Raw genomic sequence first — 20,945 nt, 5'->3', positions numbered from 1 at the left:
CGAGGATCCCGATGTGGGCACTTATCTTCCAGCTGCCGCAGTCATTCGCCACCGAGGCGCAGGAAAGGAGGGCTCAATATGGTCAATTCCGTTCCTGAGCAGCTGACGCAGGCGCTGCCACAGCTGGCGGTGGGCGCGGGTCAGACCCTCGCTATCTCGCTACTGGCCATCCTGCTTGCCACCCTCGGCGGTGTCGCTTACGGCGTGTTGGCACAACAGGGCGGCCGGTTGGTGCGGGGTCTGCTGCGGCTTTATCTCGAGCTGTTTCGGGTAGTGCCGGTGCTGGTGTGGCTCTATCTCATTTTCTTCGGGTTGCCGATCTTTTTCGGCCTCGATATTCCGGCCTTCTGGTGCGCCGTGCTGGTACTCGCCCTCTGGGGCGCCAGCGAGGTGGGAGAGGTGGTGCGCGGTGGCCTCAACTCCCTCGCCCGTGGTCAGCTGGAGGCCGGCTTGGCGCTCGGGCTTTCGACCTGGCAGCTCTATCGCCATGTGTTGCTGCCGCAGGCGTTGCAGCGGCTGACGCCGCCGACCATCAACATCTACACCCGCATCATCAAGACCAGTTCGCTGGCGGTGCTGATCGGGGTGGTGGAGGTGATCAAGGTGGGCCAGCAGATAATCGAGCGCACCTATGGCTCGCTGCTTATTTACGGTCTGCTGTTTCTGTTCTTTTTTCTGGTCTGCTATCCGCTCTCGCTCGCCTCGCGCCGGCTGGAGCAACAATGGGGTAATGCGGTATGACACCTCTGCTTGAACTCGGTTCTGTCAGTAAACAGTTCGGCCCGAATCTGGTGCTGGATCGGATCAGCCTCAGCGTGCGCGCCGGGGAGGTGATCGTCATCCTGGGGCCAAGCGGCTGCGGCAAGAGCACATTGCTGCGCACTCTCAACGGGCTCGAGCCCATTCAGGGGGGCGAGATCCGCTTCGATGGTGTGCTGCTGGATGGTGCCACCGACTGGCAACGGGTGCGCCAGCGGATTGGCATGGTGTTCCAGAGCTATCACCTCTTCCCCAACCTGACGGTGCTGGAAAATGTGCTGCTTGGCCCCCTGCAGGTGCAAAAGCGGGAGCGGGCAGAGGCGCTGCTGCAAGCCGAGCAGCTGCTGACCCGCATCGGCCTGTGGGAGCGGCGCCATGACTATCCGCGCCAGCTTTCCGGCGGCCAGCAGCAGCGCATCGCCATCGTGCGGGCGCTGTGCATGAACCCGCAGGTGATGCTGTTTGACGAGGTAACCGCCGCCCTCGACCCCGAGATGGTGCAGGAGGTGCTGGAGGTGATCCGCGATCTCGCCGGCAGCGGCATGACCCTGCTTATCGTCACCCACGAGCTGGCCTTCGCCCGGGCGGTGGCGGATCGCATCGTCTTCATGGATGGCGGCCACATTCTTGAGCAGGCCGCGCCCCACCAATTTTTCGACAATCCTAGGAGCCAGCGTGCGCGCCAGTTCCTCGCCAAGTTTTCTTATACAAATGTCATCAAACGAAAGGAGTCAGCATGAAAAAAATCACCTCGGTTCTGCTTAGTGCCTTATTGGGACTGGGTATCGCCAGCGGCGCCGCCCATGCGGCGGACGGTTCCCTCGACAAGATCAAGGCGCGGGACAAGCTCATCGTCGGCGTCTTCACCGACAAGCCGCCGTTTGGCTACGTGGACGAGAAGGGCAACTACGTCGGTTTTGATACCGACCTCGGCCGCCGCTTCGCCAAGGATCTGCTGGGGGACGAGAACAAGATCGAGTTCGTGGCGGTGGAGCCAGCCAGCCGTATCCCCTTCCTGCAGAGCGACAAGGTGGATCTGATCCTCGCCAATATGACGGTGACCCCGGAGCGGCGCGAGGTGGTGGATTTCACCAACCCGAACCTGCGAGTGGCGGTACAGGTGCTGGTGCCGGAAGGGAGCCCGGCCAAGAAGCTCGACGATCTGGCCAGCAAGACCCTGATCGTGACCACCGGCACCACGGCCGACATCTGGCTGACCCGCAACCACCCGGAGTGGAAGGTGCTCAAGTTCGAGAAGAATACCGAATCTTTGCAGGCGCTGGCGCAGGGCCGTGGTGACGCCTATGCCCAGGACAACCTGGTGCTGTTCAGCTGGGCCAAGGAGAACCCGGGCTATCGGGTATTGCCCGAAAAACTGGGCTCGGAAGATCCCATCGCCCCGGCGGTGAAGAAGGGCAATATCGAGCTGCGTGACTGGGTCAACGACCGTCTCGCCAAGCTGGGTGAGGAGAAGTACCTGCTGAAACTCTATGACCAGTATGTGCGTGACAAGCTGAGCCCTGATACCGATCCGAATGATGTGATTGTCGAAGGAGGAAAATGGCAGGGTTAATGGACAAACCCTGTTTTGAAGAGTGTGTTGAGTGTGTGAAGTAAGTGAAGAGTGAGGTCTTGGTTCCGTTGGTATGCAAACCGCAAGGTTTGATTTTTCCGGGCGTCCCCTGCTAGAGAGGACGCCCTTTTTTATGTGCCCAAGCGTGGGTTAGTGCACTTCATCCCACGCCATCTGCCAGTGGGAGCCGATGCCCGGCTCGTACTGGGTGGCTGTGGTGGTCCACTGCTGGCAGTAGCCGCTGTAGGGGAAGGGCTTGCACTGATAGACCTTGCCATTTTTCGGCTGCTGCACCTTGGTGCCGGCGGCATAGGATTTGAGCGAGTTCGGGAAGACGAAGTCGTATTCGCCGCTGCTCTGCTCCTTGAACATCAGGTCCATGGTCTGCTGGATGGTCTCGCCACCCGCTTTCGGAGTGCCCTTGATCACCAGCTGGTGGTGACCTGCCTTGAGCCCTTCCAGCGCCATGGTAAAGGTGTGGCTGCTGTCCTTGATGTCGGCACTGCTTTCCCCCTTGGCGACGCCACCGTGGTCATAGAGGGTGTTGGTGACGGCCAGATCGCCCTGTGCGGTGACGGTGAAATCGAGGGTTGCCTTGCCGTTGTCCAGCACATAGTCGCTGGCCAGACCGCTGACGCTGATGCTGTCCACTACCGGCGGTTGCAGCTGTTGCAGGTCAATCTCGACTCGTTCCAGCTTGCTGTTTCGCTTCAGATAGACGGGGTTCATACCGTAGACCGGATTGAACTGGCCATCGGCTCCTTGCTGACCGGCGCGGATCAGGCTCTGCTCGGCGTTGATCTTGCTGGCGAGGGCGTGGGCCCAGCTGTTCTTCTGGCCCTGCTCGGCGGTGGTGATGGTCAGTACGGTCTGCAGCTCGGGGCGCTCGCCGTTGGCATCGAATACTCGGGTCATCGCCTTGTCACCCACCGCGAGGTCGATGGAGGGGTAGATGGTGCCTGCCTGGCTCCACTCCAGCGGCGGCTGGCTACCATCTTTGAACTTGGCATCGATGATGTTGTAGAAGCTGTTGCTGGTGTCGCCCACTTCCCACACGCCGAGGATCACCTGATAACCGGTGCGCTCCGGCAGGATACAGTTGTGGGTCACCTGCTTGGGCGGCTGTACCATGTTGCCATCGATGACGCAGAAGGGATTAAGGTCAAACGAGGCACGGGTGAGCGGCTGGTTGGGGTTCCAGTCCTGCTTGGTGAGGTAGTAGCGCCAGTTGCGGGTGACGTGGTTGGCAGTGAAGGTCCAGCTAATGGCGAAGGGGCCGGGCTGTACTTCACGCTTGGTCCAGCGGTCGCTGGTCTGGATGTTCAGCTCGCTCCAGCGCGGGCTGCCCGCCGAGGCGATTTGTCCATCCTGCGGGCCGGTTTGCGGGAAGCCGGAAGGGCCCTCCACGCTCTGGGGTTCCCACTGCACGCCGCCACACTGGCTATTGCCACCGGTTTTGCACAGGTAGTTGCGACTCTCTGGCTGGTTGATGTAGCCATGAGCCAGGGCGCTGCCGCTGGCAAGCAGGGCCAGCACCGCTGCGATGTGATTGAGTTGGATTTTTGCTGCCATACATTCCTCTGTTCGATAGATGTGGGCAGTCAGTTGGCCAGGGAGTTCCCCGATGCACACTTGCGTGTGGCAACCCCGCTATCCTGGACAAAACGTCTGTAGACCGGAGGCTTTGCGTCCCGACCTTTCGGTCAGTTTGCCAAATGACTAGATGGTTAGTGATGGGCCAAATGTTCGGCCATCAGCATTGTGCACCGCATTGATTAATTATTTGAAGTTGAATGTTTAAATGCACCGTTCAACGGCACATGGATCATTCTAACTGACTGTTTTTAAATTGTTCTCTAATTTGTGAATGGCGTCGAATACCGTTGAATATGCCGATAAGGTGCATGCTGATTGCGTGTTGTCGGCGTAAAAAAACCTGCCAGCCGAGCTGGCAGGTCGAGTGACAAGGCGACACGGATTGACGCCATCAATGGCGGGCGCGCTGCTCGCTATTGGAGTGATGTAGAGTTGGCATCATAGGAGTCTTGCTGGACTCCTTGCCCAGTTTGAACACCGCAAGCCGCTCATCCAGGCTGCGGGAGAGACCGGCCAGCAGTTCGCTCTCCTGCGCCAGTTGCGAGGCGGACTGGGACATCTCGAGCGCCGAGTCGTTGATGCCGCTGACGTTGCGATTCATATCCTCGGCCACCATGCTCTGCTGTTCGGCGGCGGTAGCGATCTGGGTCGCCATGTCGCTCACATGCTGGATATGGTTGACGATCAGAGTGAGATCCTGACCCGCTTGTTGTGACTGGTTGACGCTGCTTTCGGCCAGTTTTCGGCTGGCATCCATGGCATTGGCAGCAGTGACGGCCCGTTGCTGCAACTGGGCGATGGTGCTCTGGATCTCTTCGGTGGACTGGCGGGTACGACTGGCCAGCTGGCGCACTTCATCGGCGACTACGGCAAAGCCACGCCCCTGCTCGCCAGCACGGGCGGCCTCTATGGCGGCGTTGAGAGCCAGCAGATTGGTCTGATCCGAGATGGAGCTGATGACGGCGGTCACTTCACCGATCTGCATGACCCCCTCTTTGAGCTGGTTGACCTGCAGGGTGGCCTGCTCCACCTCGGTAGCCAGCGCCTTGATGCCGTGCACACTGGCGTGAACGTCACGGTTGCCGAGGCCAGCTTCTCCGGTCGCTTCCTGGGTATCCCGCGCGGTATTTTCGGCATGCCCGGCCACATCGGAGATGGTGGCGCTCATCTCGTTCATGGCTGTGGCGAGCTGGGCCAGCTGATCCCGCTGGCTGCTCACCGCCTGATTGGTTTGCTCGGCGGAGGCGGCGATGCGCAGGGCTGCATCGGCCACGTTGCGGGCACCCAGACTGGCCTCCAGCAGGGCGTGACGAATGGCATCGAGACTCTGATTGGTACAGCGGGCGACCATGCCCAGCTCATCCTTGCCATGTACCGGGATGCTCACCACCAGATCCCCCTGGGCGACCCGTTGCATGGCGTTGTTGATCTGGTTGAGGGGGGAGACGATGGAGCGGGTGATGCGCCAGCCCAGCAGCCCCATCAGTAGGGTCACAATGGCGGTGGCGCTACCCATCTTCATGTACTGGGCCCAGATGGTCTGCTGGATATCCTGCAGCAGCATGCCGGAACCGAGGATCCAGCCCCAGGGTTGATAGCCTGACACCATGGAGAGCTTGTCAGCAGTTTCGCCCGATGGGCCGCTCCAGACATATTGCAGGGTGCCCTGTTTGCCTCCCTTGGCAATATCGACCATCTGCAGCCAGAACTGCCCGGCGGTGGCACCTGTTCCTTCCCCCATGGTCTGGCCGACCAGCTCCGGCCGGATGGGGTGCACCAGCATCTGGCGGTTCTCATTGATCACGAACAGATAGTTGTTGTCGTCAAAGCGCATATTGGTCAGCAGCTTGCGTGCCTCTTGCTGCGCCTGCTCCATAGGCAGGGTGCTGGCCAGAAACTGGATCTGGCTCATGGCCTGGCTTAATACCGCATTGAGCCGCGCCTCTCGCTCACTCATCAGATTGCGCTGGAGCGCGTTGGCCGAGATGAACAGCAGCGAGACAAAACCGACAAACGCCAACGTGAGCAGCAAAAACAATTTGCGGCTCACGGTGATATCACCGAGCTTGAACATGACGAAACCCTCATTCCCTGTTGATTTTCTATGGCTCGTTACTGCGGCAGCCAATTGCTTGATGTAACAACTTATTTACTATTAACCAGTGGTCGCGCGCCCTTAAATGAGCGTTTTGACAACAGTATAGCCAGCAGACAGCACTCCCCATTTTTTGGTAGCGTGTTCAGGCGCATCCCTGCGCAATTTTTGCCAAAGAGTGTGAATCATTTGGCATTTCACTAAAAAAGGAGTGGGCCCCGCTGCGGGTGACCCCATAACAAGAGGGAATTTATGAGTTCCATTGCCAGGAATTACTTCAACCAGCTCAACGCCGACTATCTGCAGGTACACAGGCGCAAGGAGGATCTCTTCTGGTCCACCTATATGGGCACCAGCGACGATCAGGCCGGTTTTACCGCGGCCGAGCAGGCCTACAAGGCTTTTTGCGCCAATCCGGCCCGTCTGCCCGAATTGCGGGAGATGCTGGCGCAGGCCGACGAGGATGATATCAAGCGCGGTCTGCAAGGCTGGATCGCCTTCTTCGAGTGCAATGTGATTGAAGATCCCGCCGCTGCCGCCCTGATGGATGAGCTGGTGGCTGCCGAGGCGGCGCTGTTCGCCCGCCGCAAGGGGCTGAAACTGACCCTGCTGGATGAGCATGGCCAGCAGGTGGCTGGTAGCCTACCCGCCGCCAGTACCTCCCTTGCCGCCAGCCCGAGCGAGGCGGTGCGCCAGAGCGCGCTCGCCATGTTCCACACCCTGGAGCAGTGGGTGGTCGGCAATGGTTTTCTCGAGGTGGTGGCGCTGCGCAACCGCTTTGCCAGAGCCATGGGCTATCGCGACTACTTCGATTACAAGGTGCGCAAGAACGAGCAGATGAGCCCGGAGCAGTTGTTCTCCATTCTCGACGACTTCATTTCCCGCACCGACGCCCGGCTGCAGCAAAGCCTTGCCGAGCTGAAAGCGGCCAAGGGGGAGGCGGCCCTGATGCCCCATAACCTGCGCTACGCCATCAGTGGTGATGTAACCCGCCAGCTCGATCCTTATGTGCCCTTCTCGCGGGCGCTGAAGGATTGGGTCGAGAGCTTCCGTCGTCTCGGCATCCAGTATCGCGGGGCGACCCTCACCCTGGACTTGCTGACCCGGGAGGGGAAATACGAGAACGGCTTCTGCCACGGCCCGGTGCCGAGCTTCTTCCAGCAGGGGGAGTGGATACCTGCGGTGGTCAATTTCACCAGCCTGGCCGATCCGGCGCAGGTGGGCAGCGGCTGGAGCGGGCTCAACACCCTGTTCCACGAGGGGGGCCACGCCGCGCATTTTGCCAATGTCACCGGCAATGCCCCCTGCTTCTCACAGGAGTTTCCGCCCACCTCTATGGCTTATGCCGAGACCCAGTCGATGTTCTGCGACAGCCTGCTGGACGATGCCGACTGGCTCAAACGCTACGCCAGAAATGCGGCAGGAGAGGCGATCCCCGATGCGCTTATCAAGGAGATGATCGCCGCCCGTCAGCCGTTTCGCGCTTTTAACGAACGTCAGATCGCGCTGGTGGCCTACTTCGAGCGGGATCTCTACGCCATGGATGAGGCTGAACGTACTCCCGAGGCTGTGCTGGCGCTGGCCCGCAAGTGGGAGCGCAAGATCCTCGGTGTCGAGAGCCCGCGCCCGCTGCTGGCCATTCCGCACCTCCTTAATCAGGAGTCGGCCTGCGCCTATCACGGCTACCTGCTGGCGCTGATGGCGGTGGAGCAGACCCGCGCTTACTTCCTCAAGCGCGATGGCTACCTCACCGACAACCCGCGCATCGGGCCGGATCTGGCCGCCCACTACTGGGGGCCGGGCAACGGCATGACTCATGATGAGACCCTGCGCAGCCTGACTGGTGAAGGCTTCAGTGCCGTGCCTCTGGCCGAGGCGTGCAACCTGAGCGCCGCTGAGGCGTGGCAACAGGCGCAAGCCTGCATGGCCGCAGCCCAGCAGCGCCCCGCGGCTGGCGAGGGAAGCCCGCTCGATGCCCATATCCGGGTGGTCCACGGCGCCGAGCTTATCGCCGACAACAACGAGTCGGAAACCCGCATGCTGGCCGACTTCGAGGCGTGGATCGTCAACCATTACCAACCGGTTTCAGCCGAATAATCCGCACAGCTCCCGGTGATCAGGCCGGGAGCTGTGCTTTTCATGGTTATTCGTTGTCGTAACCGTGGCAGACGCTGCCATATTATTGGCAGGTGCGCGACATAGTTTGTCGCCTTGCCGATTGGGTCCGCATTTTGCCATCAGATATGTATTCATATGAACATGAATAGGAATTGCAGGCTGCAAGATAGTAGATTCACTGAGTTACGCTCTTTTGTCTTTTCTGTTAATAGTGCTTTTTGTAGTCATCTTTGTGCATAAAGATTGATCCATTCAACTATCTGCTAGTTATTCTCATCTTTCCGGGTTGACTAAATTGTCCACAACTGCAAAATCGCCCACCTTGCCACCCCCGATGTGAGTCGGGCTCGGAAAGCTTCAGATCTCTTCCCCCCGAGATGGCTGAGCCGCACATGAAAATGGCGTCAGCTCTCAACTCTTTCTGCGCGTTCGCCTGCTTCATGCTATCCGTCGATAACGTTGACACTGCTGTTGTGCTGTCCGTGCAGGGCAATGCGCATCTCGCGACATTGCCTGAGTCTGCCGATGCATGACAACAGGCGGGTCCGTTTTATTGGCTTGGTATCTATTTGTCAGTGAATGGAAAGAGGTTATTTCCCCATGATGAGCACGAGTGAACACCCCGGTCAGATTGCGCTGCTGGGAGGCTCGGTGGATCGTGTTGCCTTGCCACTTCTCGATCTGTCCTGCTGGGATCCATTGCAGCAGCCGGTATTACTGCTCAACCTGCCTGCAGATGAGCAGGACAGGGTATTGCAGGCTGTGCGGCGTGACCCGATACGCTATTTGCAGCCGGTATTTTGTGTTGTAAAGAGCCCGCTCTCTCCCATGTTGGCCGACGGTCTCCTGACACAGCTGGATGAACGGGCCTCTGACATGCTTGAACGGTTGGCGTTGTTGACCCCTCGAGAGCATCCGGATGACATGGAAAAGCTGGCTTGGTACAGCTGGCCTCGCTCCCATTTTCGCTTGTTGCCACGTTGGCAGGCTGGTTGCCGTCAGGGGTACAGCTATCCCCTGCTGGATTGCCTGCTGGGCAGCGAAGCAGGGGATGCCCTCCCGCAGCTGGTTGCAGAGCGTTTATTGCAGAGTGAGCAGCTGGTGGACCGGGTACGTCTTTGTCACAGTTGCAACTCGGCACATCTCAATTTTGTCGATGTGTGTCCCGAATGCGCTCATATCGCCATCCAGGCCAAGCCAGCTGTGCACTGCTTCACCTGCGGGCACGTGGATGATCAGGATGCATTCATGCGACAGGGTGTGCTGCGTTGTCCCAAGTGCGTCACGACTCTGCGTCACATCGGTGTTGACTATGACAGGCCCCTTGAGAAATTCCGTTGTTTGTCATGCCATGCCCGTTTTATGGAGGCTGCCGTCCAGGCGCGTTGCCATGAATGTGGCCAGGCGCACAAACCCGATGATCTGGTGGTTGCGCCCATCTATGAATATCGCATCGGCAAGCTGGCCCGCCACATCGCACGGGAAGGAACTCAACAACTGCATCTGCCGTTGACCTGGGGTACCCCTATGGCCATGGAGCACTTCCCCTGGTTGCTGCAATGGAACAACAGCTTGCTGCAACGCCATGGTGGCTGCCATACCTTGCTGGCTATTCGGGTTGAGCATCTGGCTGAGTTGCGGGCCGAGTTGGGCATGCTAAAGACTCAGCAGCGACTGGCCGCTCTGCTCAACCGTTTGCAAGCTCTATTCCGTGATACCGATGTCGTTTGCCAGTATGCCGATGACCGATTGTTATTGCTGTTGCCGCATACGGATGCCGACGACTGGCGCATTCTGCAGGAGCGCATTCAGGCATTGAATCTCATCGAGGGACTGGATGCTCTGACGCTGGCGGTGAAAGTACAACCTTTGCCCGCCCTGTTGGGCGACGATACAGCGGTATGGCTCGGCCAGTGGCTGGATGGAGATAGCCCGGATGCATGAGTGGATGAATACGGTGCACTACATCCTGATAGAGATACTGGGTAGCCTCCAGTTTTCTCCCCGGATGATTCTGTTGCTGTTGCCCATGTTGCTGTTGATGGAGGTGCCACTGATGGCGCTGACGTTGACCGGGATCCTGAAATGGTATGCGCGCCAGGTTCCCAGGGCATCTGAACTGCCGCGCGCTCGGCGCTGTCCCAAAGTGTCTTGCATCATCACCTGTTATGGGGAAGGTGAGGCGATCCGCTCCACCATATTGACGCTCAAGGAACAGCTTTATCGCGGTCAAATGGAAATCATTGCTGTGATTGATGGCGCCAAGGCCAACGCGCATACCTATCAGGCTGCGCTCAATTGTGTTCGTGAATTCGAGGGGTGCGAGAACAGAAGTTTGGTCCTGCTACCGAAATGGCAGAGGGGAGGCCGGGTCTCCACTCTCAATGCCGGTCTCTCCGCTGCGACTGGCGAGATAGTGATGAACGCGGACGGAGATACCTCCTTTGACAACAACATGATCGATGAGATCGTGGCTTGTTTCGATGATCCTGATGTGCCTGCTGTGGGAGGGGCATTAAGGGTGCGAAATCTGAACGATGGCGTACTGACCCGGATGCAGAGCATTGAGTACATGATCTCCATGCAGGGGGGCAAGACGGGACTGAGCGAGTGGAACCTCATCAACAATATCTCGGGAGCCTTCGGTGCGTTTCGTCGTGATTTTTTGCGCCAGATTGGTGGGTGGGATACCCATACCGCAGAAGATCTGGATCTGACAGTCCGTATTAAGCATTACCTCAAACGCCATCCGGCTTTAAAGATAGGGTTCGCCCCTCGTGCCATCGGTCACACCGATGCGCCCGCAGACGTGATCACGCTTGCCAAGCAGCGTTTACGCTGGGATGGAGATCTGCTGTTTCTCTATCTGCGCAAGCACAAGCTCTCCCTGACGCCGCGTATTCTGGGCTGGAAGACCTTTTTGTTTACCTTGATCTACGGGGTGGCGCAAAACGTGGTGCTGCCCCTGCTGGTCATGGGTTATAGCTGGTGGTTGGTGCTTAGCTATCCGGGGCAGTTTGTCGCTGCGTTGATGATCTGTCTCTATCTGGTTTACCTGTTTCTTACCCTGGTTAATTTCGCCGTGTTTTTGCTGGCTATATCTGAACGCCCGAAGGCAGATCTACGTCTGCTGCCATGGTTGTGTCTTTACCCGGTGTACACCTTGCTGATGCGCTTGTGGTGCGCCATCGCACTGTTGAATGAGATGTTCCGGCGCGGTCATGAAGAGAGCAGCATGGCCCCCTGGTGGGTATTAAAACGAGGAAATAAATTCTGATGAAAGTCACATTCAATCCCCCCAAGAAGCAGGATGCCACGTCGGATGAAGGGATCCGGGTATTGTATGCCCCCGCCAAGCGTGTCGCCTTCAAGGCTCGCTGGTATCTCATCCTGTTACTGGCATTCAGTCCCGTTATTATTCTGCTGTGGTATCTGGGGCGCGAGTGGTGGCTGACCCAGGCGCCAGCCATCATTACCACCGAGCCGCAACTGGTTGTTGCCAATGGGGATGGCTTTATTCGACACATCTACACAGCTCCCGGCCAGGGGGTGTCACAAGGCGATGCCCTGATGCAGTTCGAATCTCCAACCCTCAAGGCCAACATGGCGGAACGAAAAGCGCGCAGAGCGGCCATCGAATTGAGCAAGGCTGAGGCTGAACAGGCTATCTTGCGCAATCTGGACGAACAGATTGGTATTGCCGAACGGGGGAGCCGGGAGCAGGAGGTCATCTATCAGGAGTATGCCGGTTATAAAAAAGAGAAGCTGGTATCCAGTGCAGAGTACGCAACGGCCCTGCTGAATTGGACTCAGTCACGCATAGCTCTGCAGAAGGCAAGGGCAGAGAAGATAGCGCAGGAACTGCAAATCAGTGAGGACCAACTGACCGGACCGCTAGCCAGTGCTCGTCACTTGCTCGATCAGGAGCTGACCGAGATGGAAGCGATGGCGTACCATCAACAGCCAAGAGCTCCGGCGACTGGCAAGGTTTCAGATGTGCTGGTACAGGAGGGGGACTGGGTATTCTCGGGGGCTCCTCTGGCACTTATCTCGAAGCGAGAAGACCCGCTGGTGATAGCCTATGTGCAGCCCAAATATCTCTCTTCAATGGCTCCTGGACACAAGGCTGTCGTCAAGCTGCCCAGCGGGGAGCGTCTGGCTGCCAGGGTCGCCAGACAGGTCGAGCTGGCGGACAAGTTGCCGGCTCAGTTAGCCGCTCCGTTTGAAGGGGAGAAAGCAACCCTCAAGGTCGCACTCTCGCTGGATGAAAAATTACCCCCGAACCTTCAAGTGGAAGGGTTGCCGGTGACCGTGTTGTTTGATTGACATCTATGGCGTTGTGATCCTGAATCGCAACGCCTTCTTTTGGGTTTCGGCCATAAAAGGTGGCTGGTGTATGGAAGCCCGCGATTGCCTCTCCCTTTTTCATTCATCAATGACTTTATTTCCGCAATGCTCGCAGATGGCATGTCGTTCAAAGCGATCCATGTTGGCCAGAAAGGGGCCGGCGGCCCAGCCGGTAATGAAGTCTTTGATAAATGCAGTGCGCTTTTGCTCTGGTTTCACCTCTTTTCCATAGGATTTGTCGACCAGCACTACGACATGGTTGGTCTCGCACTGACAACTCGGGCAGACGCGTTGTTCGGTGGATGAAAGCAAGGGGGACTCCTTGTCCGGAAGAGTGGGCAGCAGGTTGTTCGCCGCAGATATATACCGTCCCCATTTGATCCCTTTTTCTGGCAGGTCGTCAATCACGGCAGAGGTGGATTGTGCGCCATCTCCTGTGAAGAGGGGCGAGCCAACAAGGGTGACCAGAGGGGCCGATAGTCCCCTCTGCTGTTGCCGTTTGTCACACATTGCCACACAAGCTTCCCCCTCTGGCAAAGTCTTGTGACCGGACGGGGTTGTAATGGAGCCATGAGCAGGGGTGAGGCCCTGCCGCGATGGAACCAGGGTGCGTGTTATGACGAATAAATGGATGTGGTGGCTGTTGCCGCTGCTGGCGGTTGGAGTCTGGTGGCTGGGTTATGCGGGGGACGCCAACGGGGTGTGGCCCTGGCGCCATGAGATGTTGCTGCTGACGGGCCTGCTGGGGATGGCCTATATGGCCATTTCGCTTTTGCTGGCGTTGCGCCTGCCGCAGTTGGAGGCGTGGTTTGGCGGTCTGGACCGGATGTTACGATTGCACCGTCAGACGGCCATCGGTGGCGCATTGGCGCTGACCGCCCACTGGCTGGTGGTGGAGGCGCCCAAGTGGGCGGTCTCGGCGGGTTGGCTGAGCCGTCCCGCCCGGCGTGGGGCCAGCGGTGCTGGGGCTGGCACAGGCAATGGCATCTCGCTCCATGCCCTTGGCAATACCCTTGGTGAGTGGAGTTTCTATCTGCTGATCGCGCTGGTGGTGGTGAGCTTGCTGGCGCTGGTGAGTTATGGCCGTTTTCGGCTGATCCACCGGCTGGCGCCGCTCATCTATCTGGCGGGGTGGGGACACGGGCTCTGCCTGCTGCCTCAGATTGGGGCCATGACCCCGGTGGGGGTAGCGATCTGGTTGATCGGCGGGATCGGTGTTATCGGGGCCCTCTACTCCCTGCTGGGACAAGTGGGGGGGCGGGATCGCCATCCCGGCCGTGTCATTGCGGTGCGGGGGCTGGCGGATCACACCTGCGAGCTGACCATGCAGCTGGAGAGGCCGCTCGCCCATTACCGCCCGGGTCAGTTTGCCTTTTTCGAATTTGACGCCAAAGAGGGGCCGCACCCCTTTACCCTGGTGCGGGTGTCGGCGGATCGGCGCCAGCTGGTGATCGCGGTACGGGCGCTCGGGGATCATACCCGTCAGCTGGTGGCAGAGGCTCGCGTCGGGGATGGGGTGGTGGTGACCGGCCCCTATGGCGCCTTTGTCGCCCCGCAAGGGGGAGGCCGAGCCCTCTGGCTGGGGGCCGGGATAGGTATCACGCCGTTCGTCGCCTGGCTGGAGGGGCTGGCTGCCCGTGGCGAGCGGGGCGAGGGGATCACCCTGATCCAGTGTGCGCCGGATCTGGCGGGGGCCGTTTACCATCGGCGGTTGGCGGAGCTCTGTCATCGCACCGGCGTGCGCTATCAGCTGCATCTGGACAAGGCGGCCGGGCGGCTGGATCTGGCCCGCATCGCGCAGGATGCGCCCGAGCAAGTGTGGTTTTGCGGGCCGGAGGGGATGGCAGATGCCCTGACCCGGCTGTTGCCGGACGGGCATCTGCATCGCGAGCTGTTTCGCTTTCGTTGAGCTAGATGGGCGCCGTTATTTGGCGCTGGCTGGCAACTGCTTGAGGGCGGCCTGTACTGCCGCCTCCAGTTGCGGGTCGCGCCCGGCCACCATGTCGGCGGGAGTGAGGGGCACCTGCAGATCCGGGATCAGCTCCTGATTCTCGTAGAAGGAGCCGTCCGGTTTGCGCAGCCCCAGGGTCGGAATGCCGTAGGAGAGGCCCGGGATCAGCCGGGAGTCGTGACTGTAGACCATGGTGCCGGTGCCGGGCACCGGATCGCCGACGATGGGGCCGACCTTGAGGGTGCGGTAGTACTCGGGTAAGGCGGAGCCTTCCGAGTAGCTGCCAGCGTTGACCAGCACCACCGAAGGCTTGGTCCACTGGCGAGTGGCGGCGTCGGTTTCACCCTTGCCCTGACGGGGCCAACTGCTGGCCATCCCCTTGGTGCTGCCGCTGCCGGTCAGAAACTCCACCAGGGTATTGGCGAGATAGCCGCCGCTGTTGAAGCGGACATCGACGATCAGCGCCTCGCGATTGCGCTGCCTGCCGAGGGCATCCGCCACCACCGCATCGTAGACCTCGCTATTCATTGCCGGCAGATAGACGTAGCCGACCCGTCCTCCGCTCAGGCTGGCCACCAGCTCCCGCCGTTTCTCAATCCAGCGATCCTGTTGCAGCTGGTACTCCTGCTGCTTGTCGATGGCGGTGAGCACTACCTCGTCAGTTTGCTTGTTGCCCTCCTGCTGGAAGGTGAGGGCGAGCCGGGCACCGGCCTGATGGTTGAGGGCCTGATCCAGCTCGGCCAGATTGGCAATCGGGACGCCGTTGATGGCGAGCAGGCGGGCGCCCGGGGCGATATCGCTCTCCTGATCCAGCGGGCCGCCAGAGAGCAGAGCGGTGAGCATCACCCCTTGCTCGCCATCCTGCCAGTAGGCGCCCAGGCTGGCGGTCTCGTCCGCCATGCGCGGGAAGGGGGCGGGGCCGCTGCCCCAGGTGTGGGAGACATTGAGCTCGCCAGCCAGCTCCGCCAGCAGGTTGCCAAAGTCCCGCGGGTTGCCGATGCCCGGCAGCAGGCGGCGGTAAGCGGCGACATAGCTCTCCCAATCTACCCCGTTCATATCGTCCAGATAGAACTCGTCCCGGGTGAGCCGGGCGATCTGATCGAAGGCGGCGGTCATGCGTTCCTGCCAGCGGCTGGTGGGCTGCAAGGCGAAGGGGGCGCTGGTGGCTTCGCCGGCGTCGAGGTGGATCCGGGTGATCTCACCATCCCGCACCAGGGTAGCCAGGGTGCCCTGCTGGTTGAGGCTTGCCAGCGCAGGGCCGGGCTGCTCGCCAAACAGTTCGCTGGTTTTGCCCTTGCGCAGATCCTGGCTGTAGCCCTTGATCTCGCTCTCGCTGTTGACCCCCATCTCCTCCACCAGATAGATCAGCTGGTCGCCGATGATGCGGCTGGCGAGCAGGGTGCCGGTGGGTTGCAGCAGCAGTGCTTCGCGATGGTTGAGACGATCGCTCTCAAAGCCGTATCCCCCTTTCGGCGGCTCCAGTTCGGCAATGGCATCGGCTCTGGCGGCGCGGCTGCTGTAAATGCCGAGCAGGTTGGTGACGAGGGGTTCGCCATCGGGCCCCAGTGCGCCAAACCGGGTCGATTGCCAGTAGAGAATGGCGCCATCCTGACTCCAGCCCGGTTGTCCATCCTGATAGCCGTTGAGGCTGACATTGACCGGTTTGGCCTTGGGATTGGCCGTATCGATCACCGCGATCTCCTGCTCTGCCGCATCGGGGCGGAAAGTGAGCGCCAGATGGCGTGAGTCGGGGGCAAAGGCGAGATGTACCTCGTGGCGCGACGGGTTGAAGCTGGCAGGCACCAGCTCCCGCTGCTTGTTGCTCGCCAGATCCAGCAGGTGGATGGCCTGGCCATCCACCACGAATGCGAGCTGTTTGCCATCGGGGGAGAGCACCGGACGGCTGATCCCCTTGTCGGGAATCGCCAGCAGCAGACTCTCGGTCAAAGTGCCGGGATCGCTGAACAGCAGATCAGGGTCCCCCTTGCGCAGGCGATAGAGGGCGGCGTGCCCCTGCTGCTCCGACAGATAGATGAGGGCGCGGCCCTGCTCGGCGAAGAGAGGGCTGGATTGCTCGCTCGGATCTCGGGTCAGCTGACGCACCCGCTCCCGCTCGGGGTCGACGGCAAACAGGTTGCCCTCGCTCACCAGGATCAGCTCATCCGCCTCTTCGCTGACCAGCGCTTCGTCTGCCAGGGTCAGGGCCTCGCTAGCCTCATCCGGCGTGCTTGCCACTTGCGGGGTGAGGGTCAGCTTGCGTGGCTCGCTGCTACCGGCATCGAGGCGATAGAGTTCACCGAGCCATGACCAGACCAGATCGCCATTGCGAGAGGCGCTGAGCCCCCGCACCGGATGGCCCTGATAGTGGGTCAGCTGTTGCTCCTTGCCGCTGGCGAGATCCCGGCGCCAGACGTTGAAATCGCCGCTGCGCTCGCTCAGGTAAAGGAGGGTATCTCCCTTGTCGCTCCAGACCGGATCGGTGGCCGCCACCCGATCTTCGGTCAGCTGCTTGTGCTGCTTGCCATCAAACAGCCAGAGACGGGGTACCGCGAACGAGTGCTGATGCTTGCGAAAGGGTTGATCCGCCGCGGGCATCTGATAGGCGATCCGCTCCCCGTGGGGGCGGGCGAGGGTCGCAGGCAGCGGCAGATCGGCCTGCAAGGTGCCGCCGGTGATCGGGGTCCAGTAGAGCTCGCCCCATTGGTAGCCTTCCGCGACAAAATGGTCGGCATCGGGCGCGCCCAGGCGCTGGCTGCTCAGCAGCAGTCGTTTGCCATCGGTGCTGAAGGCTTGCGGCAGATCGGTGCGCGAATCGCGAGTGAGGCGCACCATCTCGCCGCCGTTGGCGGGTACCACGAACACATCTTCGTTGCCGTAGAGATTGGTGGCAAAGGCGAGTTGTTTGCCATCCGGCGACCAGATTGGCCGCTGGCTCAGGTAGTCGCTGCCGGTGAGCGCCGTGGCGGGGCCACCCTCGGCACTGGCGACAAAAATGCGCCCCTGCCAGGTGAAGGCAAGCTGCTTGCCATCGGGGGAGAGGGCTGGCTCGCGCAGCCAGAGTGCATCGGCGGCGACACTGGCGGGCAGCCAGAGCAGGAGTGGCGAGAACAGCAGGGTGGCGAGGCGGCACGAAGAGCGCATGGCATGATCCTGTCGGGGAGTGGAGTGTTATCTTCGCCGATCATTGCCCCGGGTGCCAGCGCGATAATTTTTTGTATCTTGTTGTTTTAACTGTTAATTACCAATGTCAAATGACGGCGTTCAAGGAAGATGGCCTTGCTGCGGCAAGATATGTTTTGCCGGGCATATTGAGTATTGATGGCGATCCAATATCATGGCGCTCGCTCGCCGCTCGGCGGGCATCGTTCAGATGATCTGGTAACAAGAAAAGCCCGCACCAGAGGCTTGTCGAGGGATGGAATGAGAGCCGTATTACTGTGTTTGTTGGGGCTTTGGCCCGCATTGAGTTTTGCCTTTACCGAAAAAGCCGATTTGGTGGTGGTCAAGAAGTCTACCTACAGCCTCACCCTGATGAAGGATGGCAAGGAACTGAAGCGCTACTGGGTTGCACTGGGCCCGGCGCCCAAGGGGCACAAGCAGCGGGAAGGGGATCAACGTACCCCGGAGGGGCGCTACACCCTGGATTACAAGAAGAGCAACTCCGGCTTTTATAAAGCGATACATATCAACTACCCGAATCTGGACGATATCAAGCGCGCCAATGAGTTGGGGGTGAACCCGGGTGGCATGATCATGATCCATGGTCAGCTTAACCGGATGGGTAACCGTCGGGTACAGCCCTCCAACTGGACCAACGGTTGTATTGCGGTACTTAACCACGAGATGGATGAGCTCTGGAATGCCATTGACCCGGGTACGCCCATCATCATCGAGCCCTGATCCGCACAACGGGGGCCTTGTCGGCAGACAAGGCCCCCGTTCTGTTCTGGTTGTGATCCCCTTTAACGGATGTCTTTTTGAGACATTCGCATTGTTGTGAATGTCACTTCAAAAAAAGCCTGCAAATGGTGAGGATATGTGCTCTGTCCGTGAAGGAGTGTCCCATGTCTTTGACCGAAACCTGTCAGCGCATCGTGCGCGATCCCCATCTCTCCGCTGCTCAGAAGAGCCACGCACTGGCGCTGGCCGCCGAGAATGCGTTGCCCTACCCCGACCTGCCTGCCGCAGTCGCCGAGGCGATGGAGCAGGGATTTATCTGCGACATGTTCGAAGGGCATGCCCCCTACAAGCCGCGTTATGTGCTGCCGGACTATGAAAAATTCCTGACTCAGGGCTCTGCCTGGCTGGAGCTGACGGCGCCGCAGGATTTCGACGAGGCGCTCAACGCCCTGCGCATCCTCTATCACCATGTCCCCTCCGTCACCGGCATGCCGGTCTGGCTGGGACGGCTGGACCATCTGCTGTTGCCGTTTGTCGGCGAACTGGATGACGAGACCCTCTATCGCAAGCTGAAGGGGTTCTGGGTCTATCTGGATCGGGTGCTGCCGGACGCCTTCATGCACGTCAACATCGGGCCTGATGACAACCGCATCTGCCGCCTGATCCTGCGCATCGACAACGAGCTCAAGCAGGTGGCGCCGAACCTCACCTTCTTCCACGATCCGGAGCAGACCCCGGACAGCCTGCTGCTGCAGGCGGTGAAGAACATCGCCGAGTGCAGCAAGCCGCACATCGCCAACTACCCGATCCATCGCGATACCTTTGACCAGCGTGGTTTTGGCATCGTCAGCTGTTACAACGCCTTGCCGCAGGCCGGTGGCGCCAATACCCTGGTGCGCATCTCCCTCAAGCGGGTCGCCGAGCAGTGCCAGGGGATCGATGACTTCCTCGGCTGCCTGCTGCCCCACTACTGCCGTCTGGCCTCCCAGTTGATCGAAGCGCGGGCCGCTTTCTTGCATCAGGAGTCCGGCTTCTTCAACAGCTTCCTGGTGAAAGAGGGGCTGCTGGATGAGGATCGCTTCGTCCCCATGTTCGGCATCTACGGCATGGCGGAAGCGGTCAATATCCTGATGGATAAAGAGAATCTGCCGGATCGCTATGGTCACGGCGAGGAGGCGAACCAGCTTGGCTATCGCATCTCGGCCCAGCTCTCGGAATATGTCACTGCGACGCCGCAAACCCATGCCTGGGGTGGTCGCGCCCTGCTGCACTCGCAAGGTGGCCTCAGCATCGATGTGGCAGTCACCCCCGGGGTGCGCATCCCCTACGGGCAGGAGCCGGATCCGGCCAGCCATGTGCTGGCGCTGGCGCCGCACCACACTTATTACCATTCGGGGATCAGCGAGATCCTCACGCTGGATCCCACCATCCGCCAGAACCCGCAGGCACTGCTGCAGCTCTGCAAGGGGGCGCTCGCCATCGGCATGCGCGAGTTCACCGCCAACGTGGCCGACAGCGATCTGGTGCGGGTGACCGGCTACATGATCCGCAAGAGCGACGTGGCTCGCTTCGCAGAGGAGGGATCGCGCTTGCAGACCACCTGTCTCGGTGCCGAGGCGAGTGAAGTGACCGCCATTCGTCAGCGGGCTCCGCGGGTAGTCGCCCACGAATCGACCATCGGCGAGTATTGAGTTCGCACCGATGGCTGATGTCTTGCCAACACGCAGCGCTCTGGTGAGCAGGGTGCTGTCGTTCTCCTGTGTCGACGGGCCGGGCAACCGGCTGGTGTTGTTTCTGCAGGGGTGCAACTTTCGCTGCCCCGGCTGCCATAACCCGCACACCATAGGGCTGTGCGACGATTGCGGCGACTGCCTTGCGGTCTGTCCGAGTGGCGCCCTCTCCATGAGCGAAGGTAAGGTTAATTGGCAGGAGGCGCTCTGCACCGATTGCGACGCCTGTCTGGATGTCTGCCCGCGCAGTGCCAATCCCAAGACCGCCAGCATGACGGTGGCCGAGGTGCTGGCCCTGCTGCGCCGCTACGGCCCCTTGCTGAGCGGGATTACTGTCTCAGGCGGTGAGGCGACTACTCAGCTCCCCTTCGTGGTTGCGCTCTTTACCGCCATCAAGGCCGCGCCGGATCTGGCCCATCTCACTTGCCTGCTCGACAGCAACGGCTCGCTGGCCGAAACCGGCTGGCAGCGGCTATTGCCGATGCTCGATGGTGCCATGCTCGATCTCAAGGGGTGGCGTGACTCGGTACACCTCTCGCTGACCGGTTACAGCCGCGAACGGGTGCTGGCATCGCTGCAACTGCTGGCAAGTCACAGCAAGCTGACCGAACTGCGGCTGCTCCACGTGCCGGGCAAGAGCGATTTTCTGGATGCGAATGGTGAGCTGGACGCGGATCTCGCCGCCTTCTTGCAGCAGCTGGGGCCTGTGCCCATTCGCCTCAATGGCTTTCGCCACCACGGGGTACGGGGGGAGGCTGCGCAATGGCCAGAGGCGACCCGCAGCGAGCTGGAGTGGCTGGCGAGTCGGTTGCGTGCTGCGGGAGTGGGGGCGGTGACCTTGCCACCGCTGATCTAAAGAGGTCTGATCGATTCCCT

At 60.3% G+C, this 20,945-nt stretch carries 15 protein-coding genes and 1 riboswitch; of the genes, 11 read left to right on the top strand and 4 right to left on the bottom strand.

Annotated features, from left to right (window positions below; translation table 11 throughout):
- The first annotated feature begins 78 nt into the window (after nucleotides 1–78).
- The 3 genes from G5306_RS13490 to G5306_RS13480 are packed head-to-tail and all read left to right on the top strand — an operon-like array spanning nucleotide 79 to nucleotide 2,332.
- The gene (locus G5306_RS13490) at nucleotides 79–741 is read left to right on the top strand and encodes an amino acid ABC transporter permease (protein ID WP_421312980.1); all 663 of its coding nucleotides are present in this window, start codon (nucleotides 79–81) and stop codon (nucleotides 739–741) included.
- The gene (locus G5306_RS13485) at nucleotides 738–1,499 is read left to right on the top strand and encodes an amino acid ABC transporter ATP-binding protein (protein ID WP_040067361.1); all 762 of its coding nucleotides are present in this window, start codon (nucleotides 738–740) and stop codon (nucleotides 1,497–1,499) included. Before G5306_RS13490 ends, G5306_RS13485 begins: the two co-directional genes overlap by 4 nt.
- On the top strand, nucleotides 1,496–2,332 hold the full coding sequence (locus tag G5306_RS13480; protein WP_040067363.1) for a transporter substrate-binding domain-containing protein: 837 nt from the start codon (nucleotides 1,496–1,498) through the stop codon (nucleotides 2,330–2,332). The genes G5306_RS13485 and G5306_RS13480 overlap by 4 nt, the downstream gene beginning before the upstream one ends.
- A gap of 150 nt (nucleotides 2,333–2,482) precedes the next feature.
- On the opposite strand, the gene gbpA is transcribed toward G5306_RS13480, so the two are convergent.
- On the bottom strand, nucleotides 2,483–3,904 hold the full coding sequence (gene gbpA, locus G5306_RS13475; protein WP_421312979.1) for an N-acetylglucosamine-binding protein GbpA: 1,422 nt from the start codon (nucleotides 3,902–3,904) through the stop codon (nucleotides 2,483–2,485).
- A 65-nt stretch (nucleotides 3,905–3,969) separates the two neighbouring features.
- A riboswitch (cyclic di-GMP riboswitch) is annotated at nucleotides 3,970–4,055 on the bottom strand.
- Between the two features lie 264 nt (nucleotides 4,056–4,319).
- A complete protein-coding gene (locus G5306_RS13470; protein WP_216952126.1) occupies nucleotides 4,320–6,002 on the bottom strand; it encodes a methyl-accepting chemotaxis protein in 1,683 nt (560 codons plus the stop codon).
- Nucleotides 6,003–6,275: 273 nt separating this feature from the next.
- Here G5306_RS13470 and G5306_RS13465 point away from each other — a divergent pair, with 273 nt between their 5' ends.
- The 4 genes from G5306_RS13465 (at nucleotide 6,276) to G5306_RS13450 (ending at nucleotide 12,467) form a co-directional block, all read left to right on the top strand.
- Entirely contained in the window at nucleotides 6,276–8,120 is a 1,845-nt protein-coding gene (locus G5306_RS13465) for a M3 family metallopeptidase (RefSeq protein ID WP_216952125.1), read from the top strand.
- A gap of 621 nt (nucleotides 8,121–8,741) precedes the next feature.
- Nucleotides 8,742–10,085: a diguanylate cyclase domain-containing protein gene (locus G5306_RS13460; RefSeq protein ID WP_216952124.1), complete on the top strand. Its 1,344-nt coding sequence runs from the start codon at nucleotides 8,742–8,744 to the stop codon at nucleotides 10,083–10,085.
- Nucleotides 10,078–11,418 carry a glycosyltransferase family 2 protein gene (locus tag G5306_RS13455; RefSeq protein WP_216952123.1) on the top strand — a complete coding sequence of 447 codons (1,341 nt, stop codon included), beginning with the start codon at nucleotides 10,078–10,080 and terminating at the stop codon, nucleotides 11,416–11,418. The genes G5306_RS13460 and G5306_RS13455 overlap by 8 nt, the downstream gene beginning before the upstream one ends.
- Complete coding sequence (locus G5306_RS13450) at nucleotides 11,418–12,467, top strand: HlyD family secretion protein (RefSeq protein ID WP_216952122.1); 1,050 nt, start codon at nucleotides 11,418–11,420, stop codon at nucleotides 12,465–12,467. Before G5306_RS13455 ends, G5306_RS13450 begins: the two co-directional genes overlap by 1 nt.
- A 99-nt stretch (nucleotides 12,468–12,566) precedes the next feature.
- Here the strand turns inward: G5306_RS13450 and G5306_RS13445 are convergent, their stop codons facing one another.
- Nucleotides 12,567–13,004, bottom strand: coding sequence for a hypothetical protein (locus tag G5306_RS13445; protein ID WP_421236094.1), 438 nt, complete (start codon nucleotides 13,002–13,004; stop codon nucleotides 12,567–12,569).
- Between the two features lie 100 nt (nucleotides 13,005–13,104).
- On the opposite strand from G5306_RS13445, the gene G5306_RS13440 reads away from it, so the two are divergent.
- Nucleotides 13,105–14,397, top strand: coding sequence for a ferric reductase-like transmembrane domain-containing protein (locus G5306_RS13440; protein WP_421312978.1), 1,293 nt, complete (start codon nucleotides 13,105–13,107; stop codon nucleotides 14,395–14,397).
- A gap of 15 nt (nucleotides 14,398–14,412) precedes the next feature.
- Here G5306_RS13440 and G5306_RS13435 read toward each other — a convergent pair whose 3' ends face one another.
- Entirely contained in the window at nucleotides 14,413–17,580 is a 3,168-nt protein-coding gene (locus tag G5306_RS13435) for a S41 family peptidase (protein WP_421312977.1), read from the bottom strand.
- Nucleotides 17,581–17,859: 279 nt separating this feature from the next.
- Here G5306_RS13435 and G5306_RS13430 point away from each other — a divergent pair, with 279 nt between their 5' ends.
- The 3 genes from G5306_RS13430 (at nucleotide 17,860) to G5306_RS13420 (ending at nucleotide 20,925) form a co-directional block, all read left to right on the top strand.
- Nucleotides 17,860–18,339, top strand: coding sequence for a L,D-transpeptidase family protein (locus G5306_RS13430; protein ID WP_421312976.1), 480 nt, complete (start codon nucleotides 17,860–17,862; stop codon nucleotides 18,337–18,339).
- A gap of 164 nt (nucleotides 18,340–18,503) precedes the next feature.
- Nucleotides 18,504–20,030, top strand: a complete 1,527-nt coding sequence (locus tag G5306_RS13425) for a YjjI family glycine radical enzyme (RefSeq protein ID WP_376869329.1) — start codon at nucleotides 18,504–18,506, stop codon at nucleotides 20,028–20,030.
- Nucleotides 20,031–20,040: 10 nt separating this feature from the next.
- Nucleotides 20,041–20,925, top strand: a complete 885-nt coding sequence (locus G5306_RS13420; protein WP_421172405.1) for a YjjW family glycine radical enzyme activase — start codon at nucleotides 20,041–20,043, stop codon at nucleotides 20,923–20,925.
- Nucleotides 20,926–20,945 lie beyond the last annotated feature (20 nt).

It is taken from the genome of Aeromonas sp. 603404 (assembly GCF_049171775.1).
Taxonomy (GTDB): Bacteria; Pseudomonadota; Gammaproteobacteria; order Enterobacterales; family Aeromonadaceae; genus Aeromonas; species Aeromonas veronii_A.
The sequence above is the reverse complement of the archived record's forward strand: the minus strand, read 5'-3'. Positions and strand labels throughout refer to the sequence as shown.

Coding starts and splice junctions, on each gene's coding strand:
- G5306_RS13490 (WP_421312980.1), top strand. CDS start 79: ATGGTCAATTCCGTTCCTGAGCAGCTGACGCAGGCGCTGCCACAGCTG.
- G5306_RS13485 (WP_040067361.1), top strand. CDS start 738: ATGACACCTCTGCTTGAACTCGGTTCTGTCAGTAAACAGTTCGGCCCG.
- G5306_RS13480 (WP_040067363.1), top strand. CDS start 1,496: ATGAAAAAAATCACCTCGGTTCTGCTTAGTGCCTTATTGGGACTGGGT.
- gbpA (WP_421312979.1), bottom strand. CDS start 3,904: ATGGCAGCAAAAATCCAACTCAATCACATCGCAGCGGTGCTGGCCCTG.
- G5306_RS13470 (WP_216952126.1), bottom strand. CDS start 6,002: ATGTTCAAGCTCGGTGATATCACCGTGAGCCGCAAATTGTTTTTGCTG.
- G5306_RS13465 (WP_216952125.1), top strand. CDS start 6,276: ATGAGTTCCATTGCCAGGAATTACTTCAACCAGCTCAACGCCGACTAT.
- G5306_RS13460 (WP_216952124.1), top strand. CDS start 8,742: ATGATGAGCACGAGTGAACACCCCGGTCAGATTGCGCTGCTGGGAGGC.
- G5306_RS13455 (WP_216952123.1), top strand. CDS start 10,078: ATGCATGAGTGGATGAATACGGTGCACTACATCCTGATAGAGATACTG.
- G5306_RS13450 (WP_216952122.1), top strand. CDS start 11,418: ATGAAAGTCACATTCAATCCCCCCAAGAAGCAGGATGCCACGTCGGAT.
- G5306_RS13440 (WP_421312978.1), top strand. CDS start 13,105: ATGACGAATAAATGGATGTGGTGGCTGTTGCCGCTGCTGGCGGTTGGA.
- G5306_RS13435 (WP_421312977.1), bottom strand. CDS start 17,580: ATGCGCTCTTCGTGCCGCCTCGCCACCCTGCTGTTCTCGCCACTCCTG.
- G5306_RS13430 (WP_421312976.1), top strand. CDS start 17,860: ATGAGAGCCGTATTACTGTGTTTGTTGGGGCTTTGGCCCGCATTGAGT.
- G5306_RS13425 (WP_376869329.1), top strand. CDS start 18,504: ATGTCTTTGACCGAAACCTGTCAGCGCATCGTGCGCGATCCCCATCTC.
- G5306_RS13420 (WP_421172405.1), top strand. CDS start 20,041: ATGGCTGATGTCTTGCCAACACGCAGCGCTCTGGTGAGCAGGGTGCTG.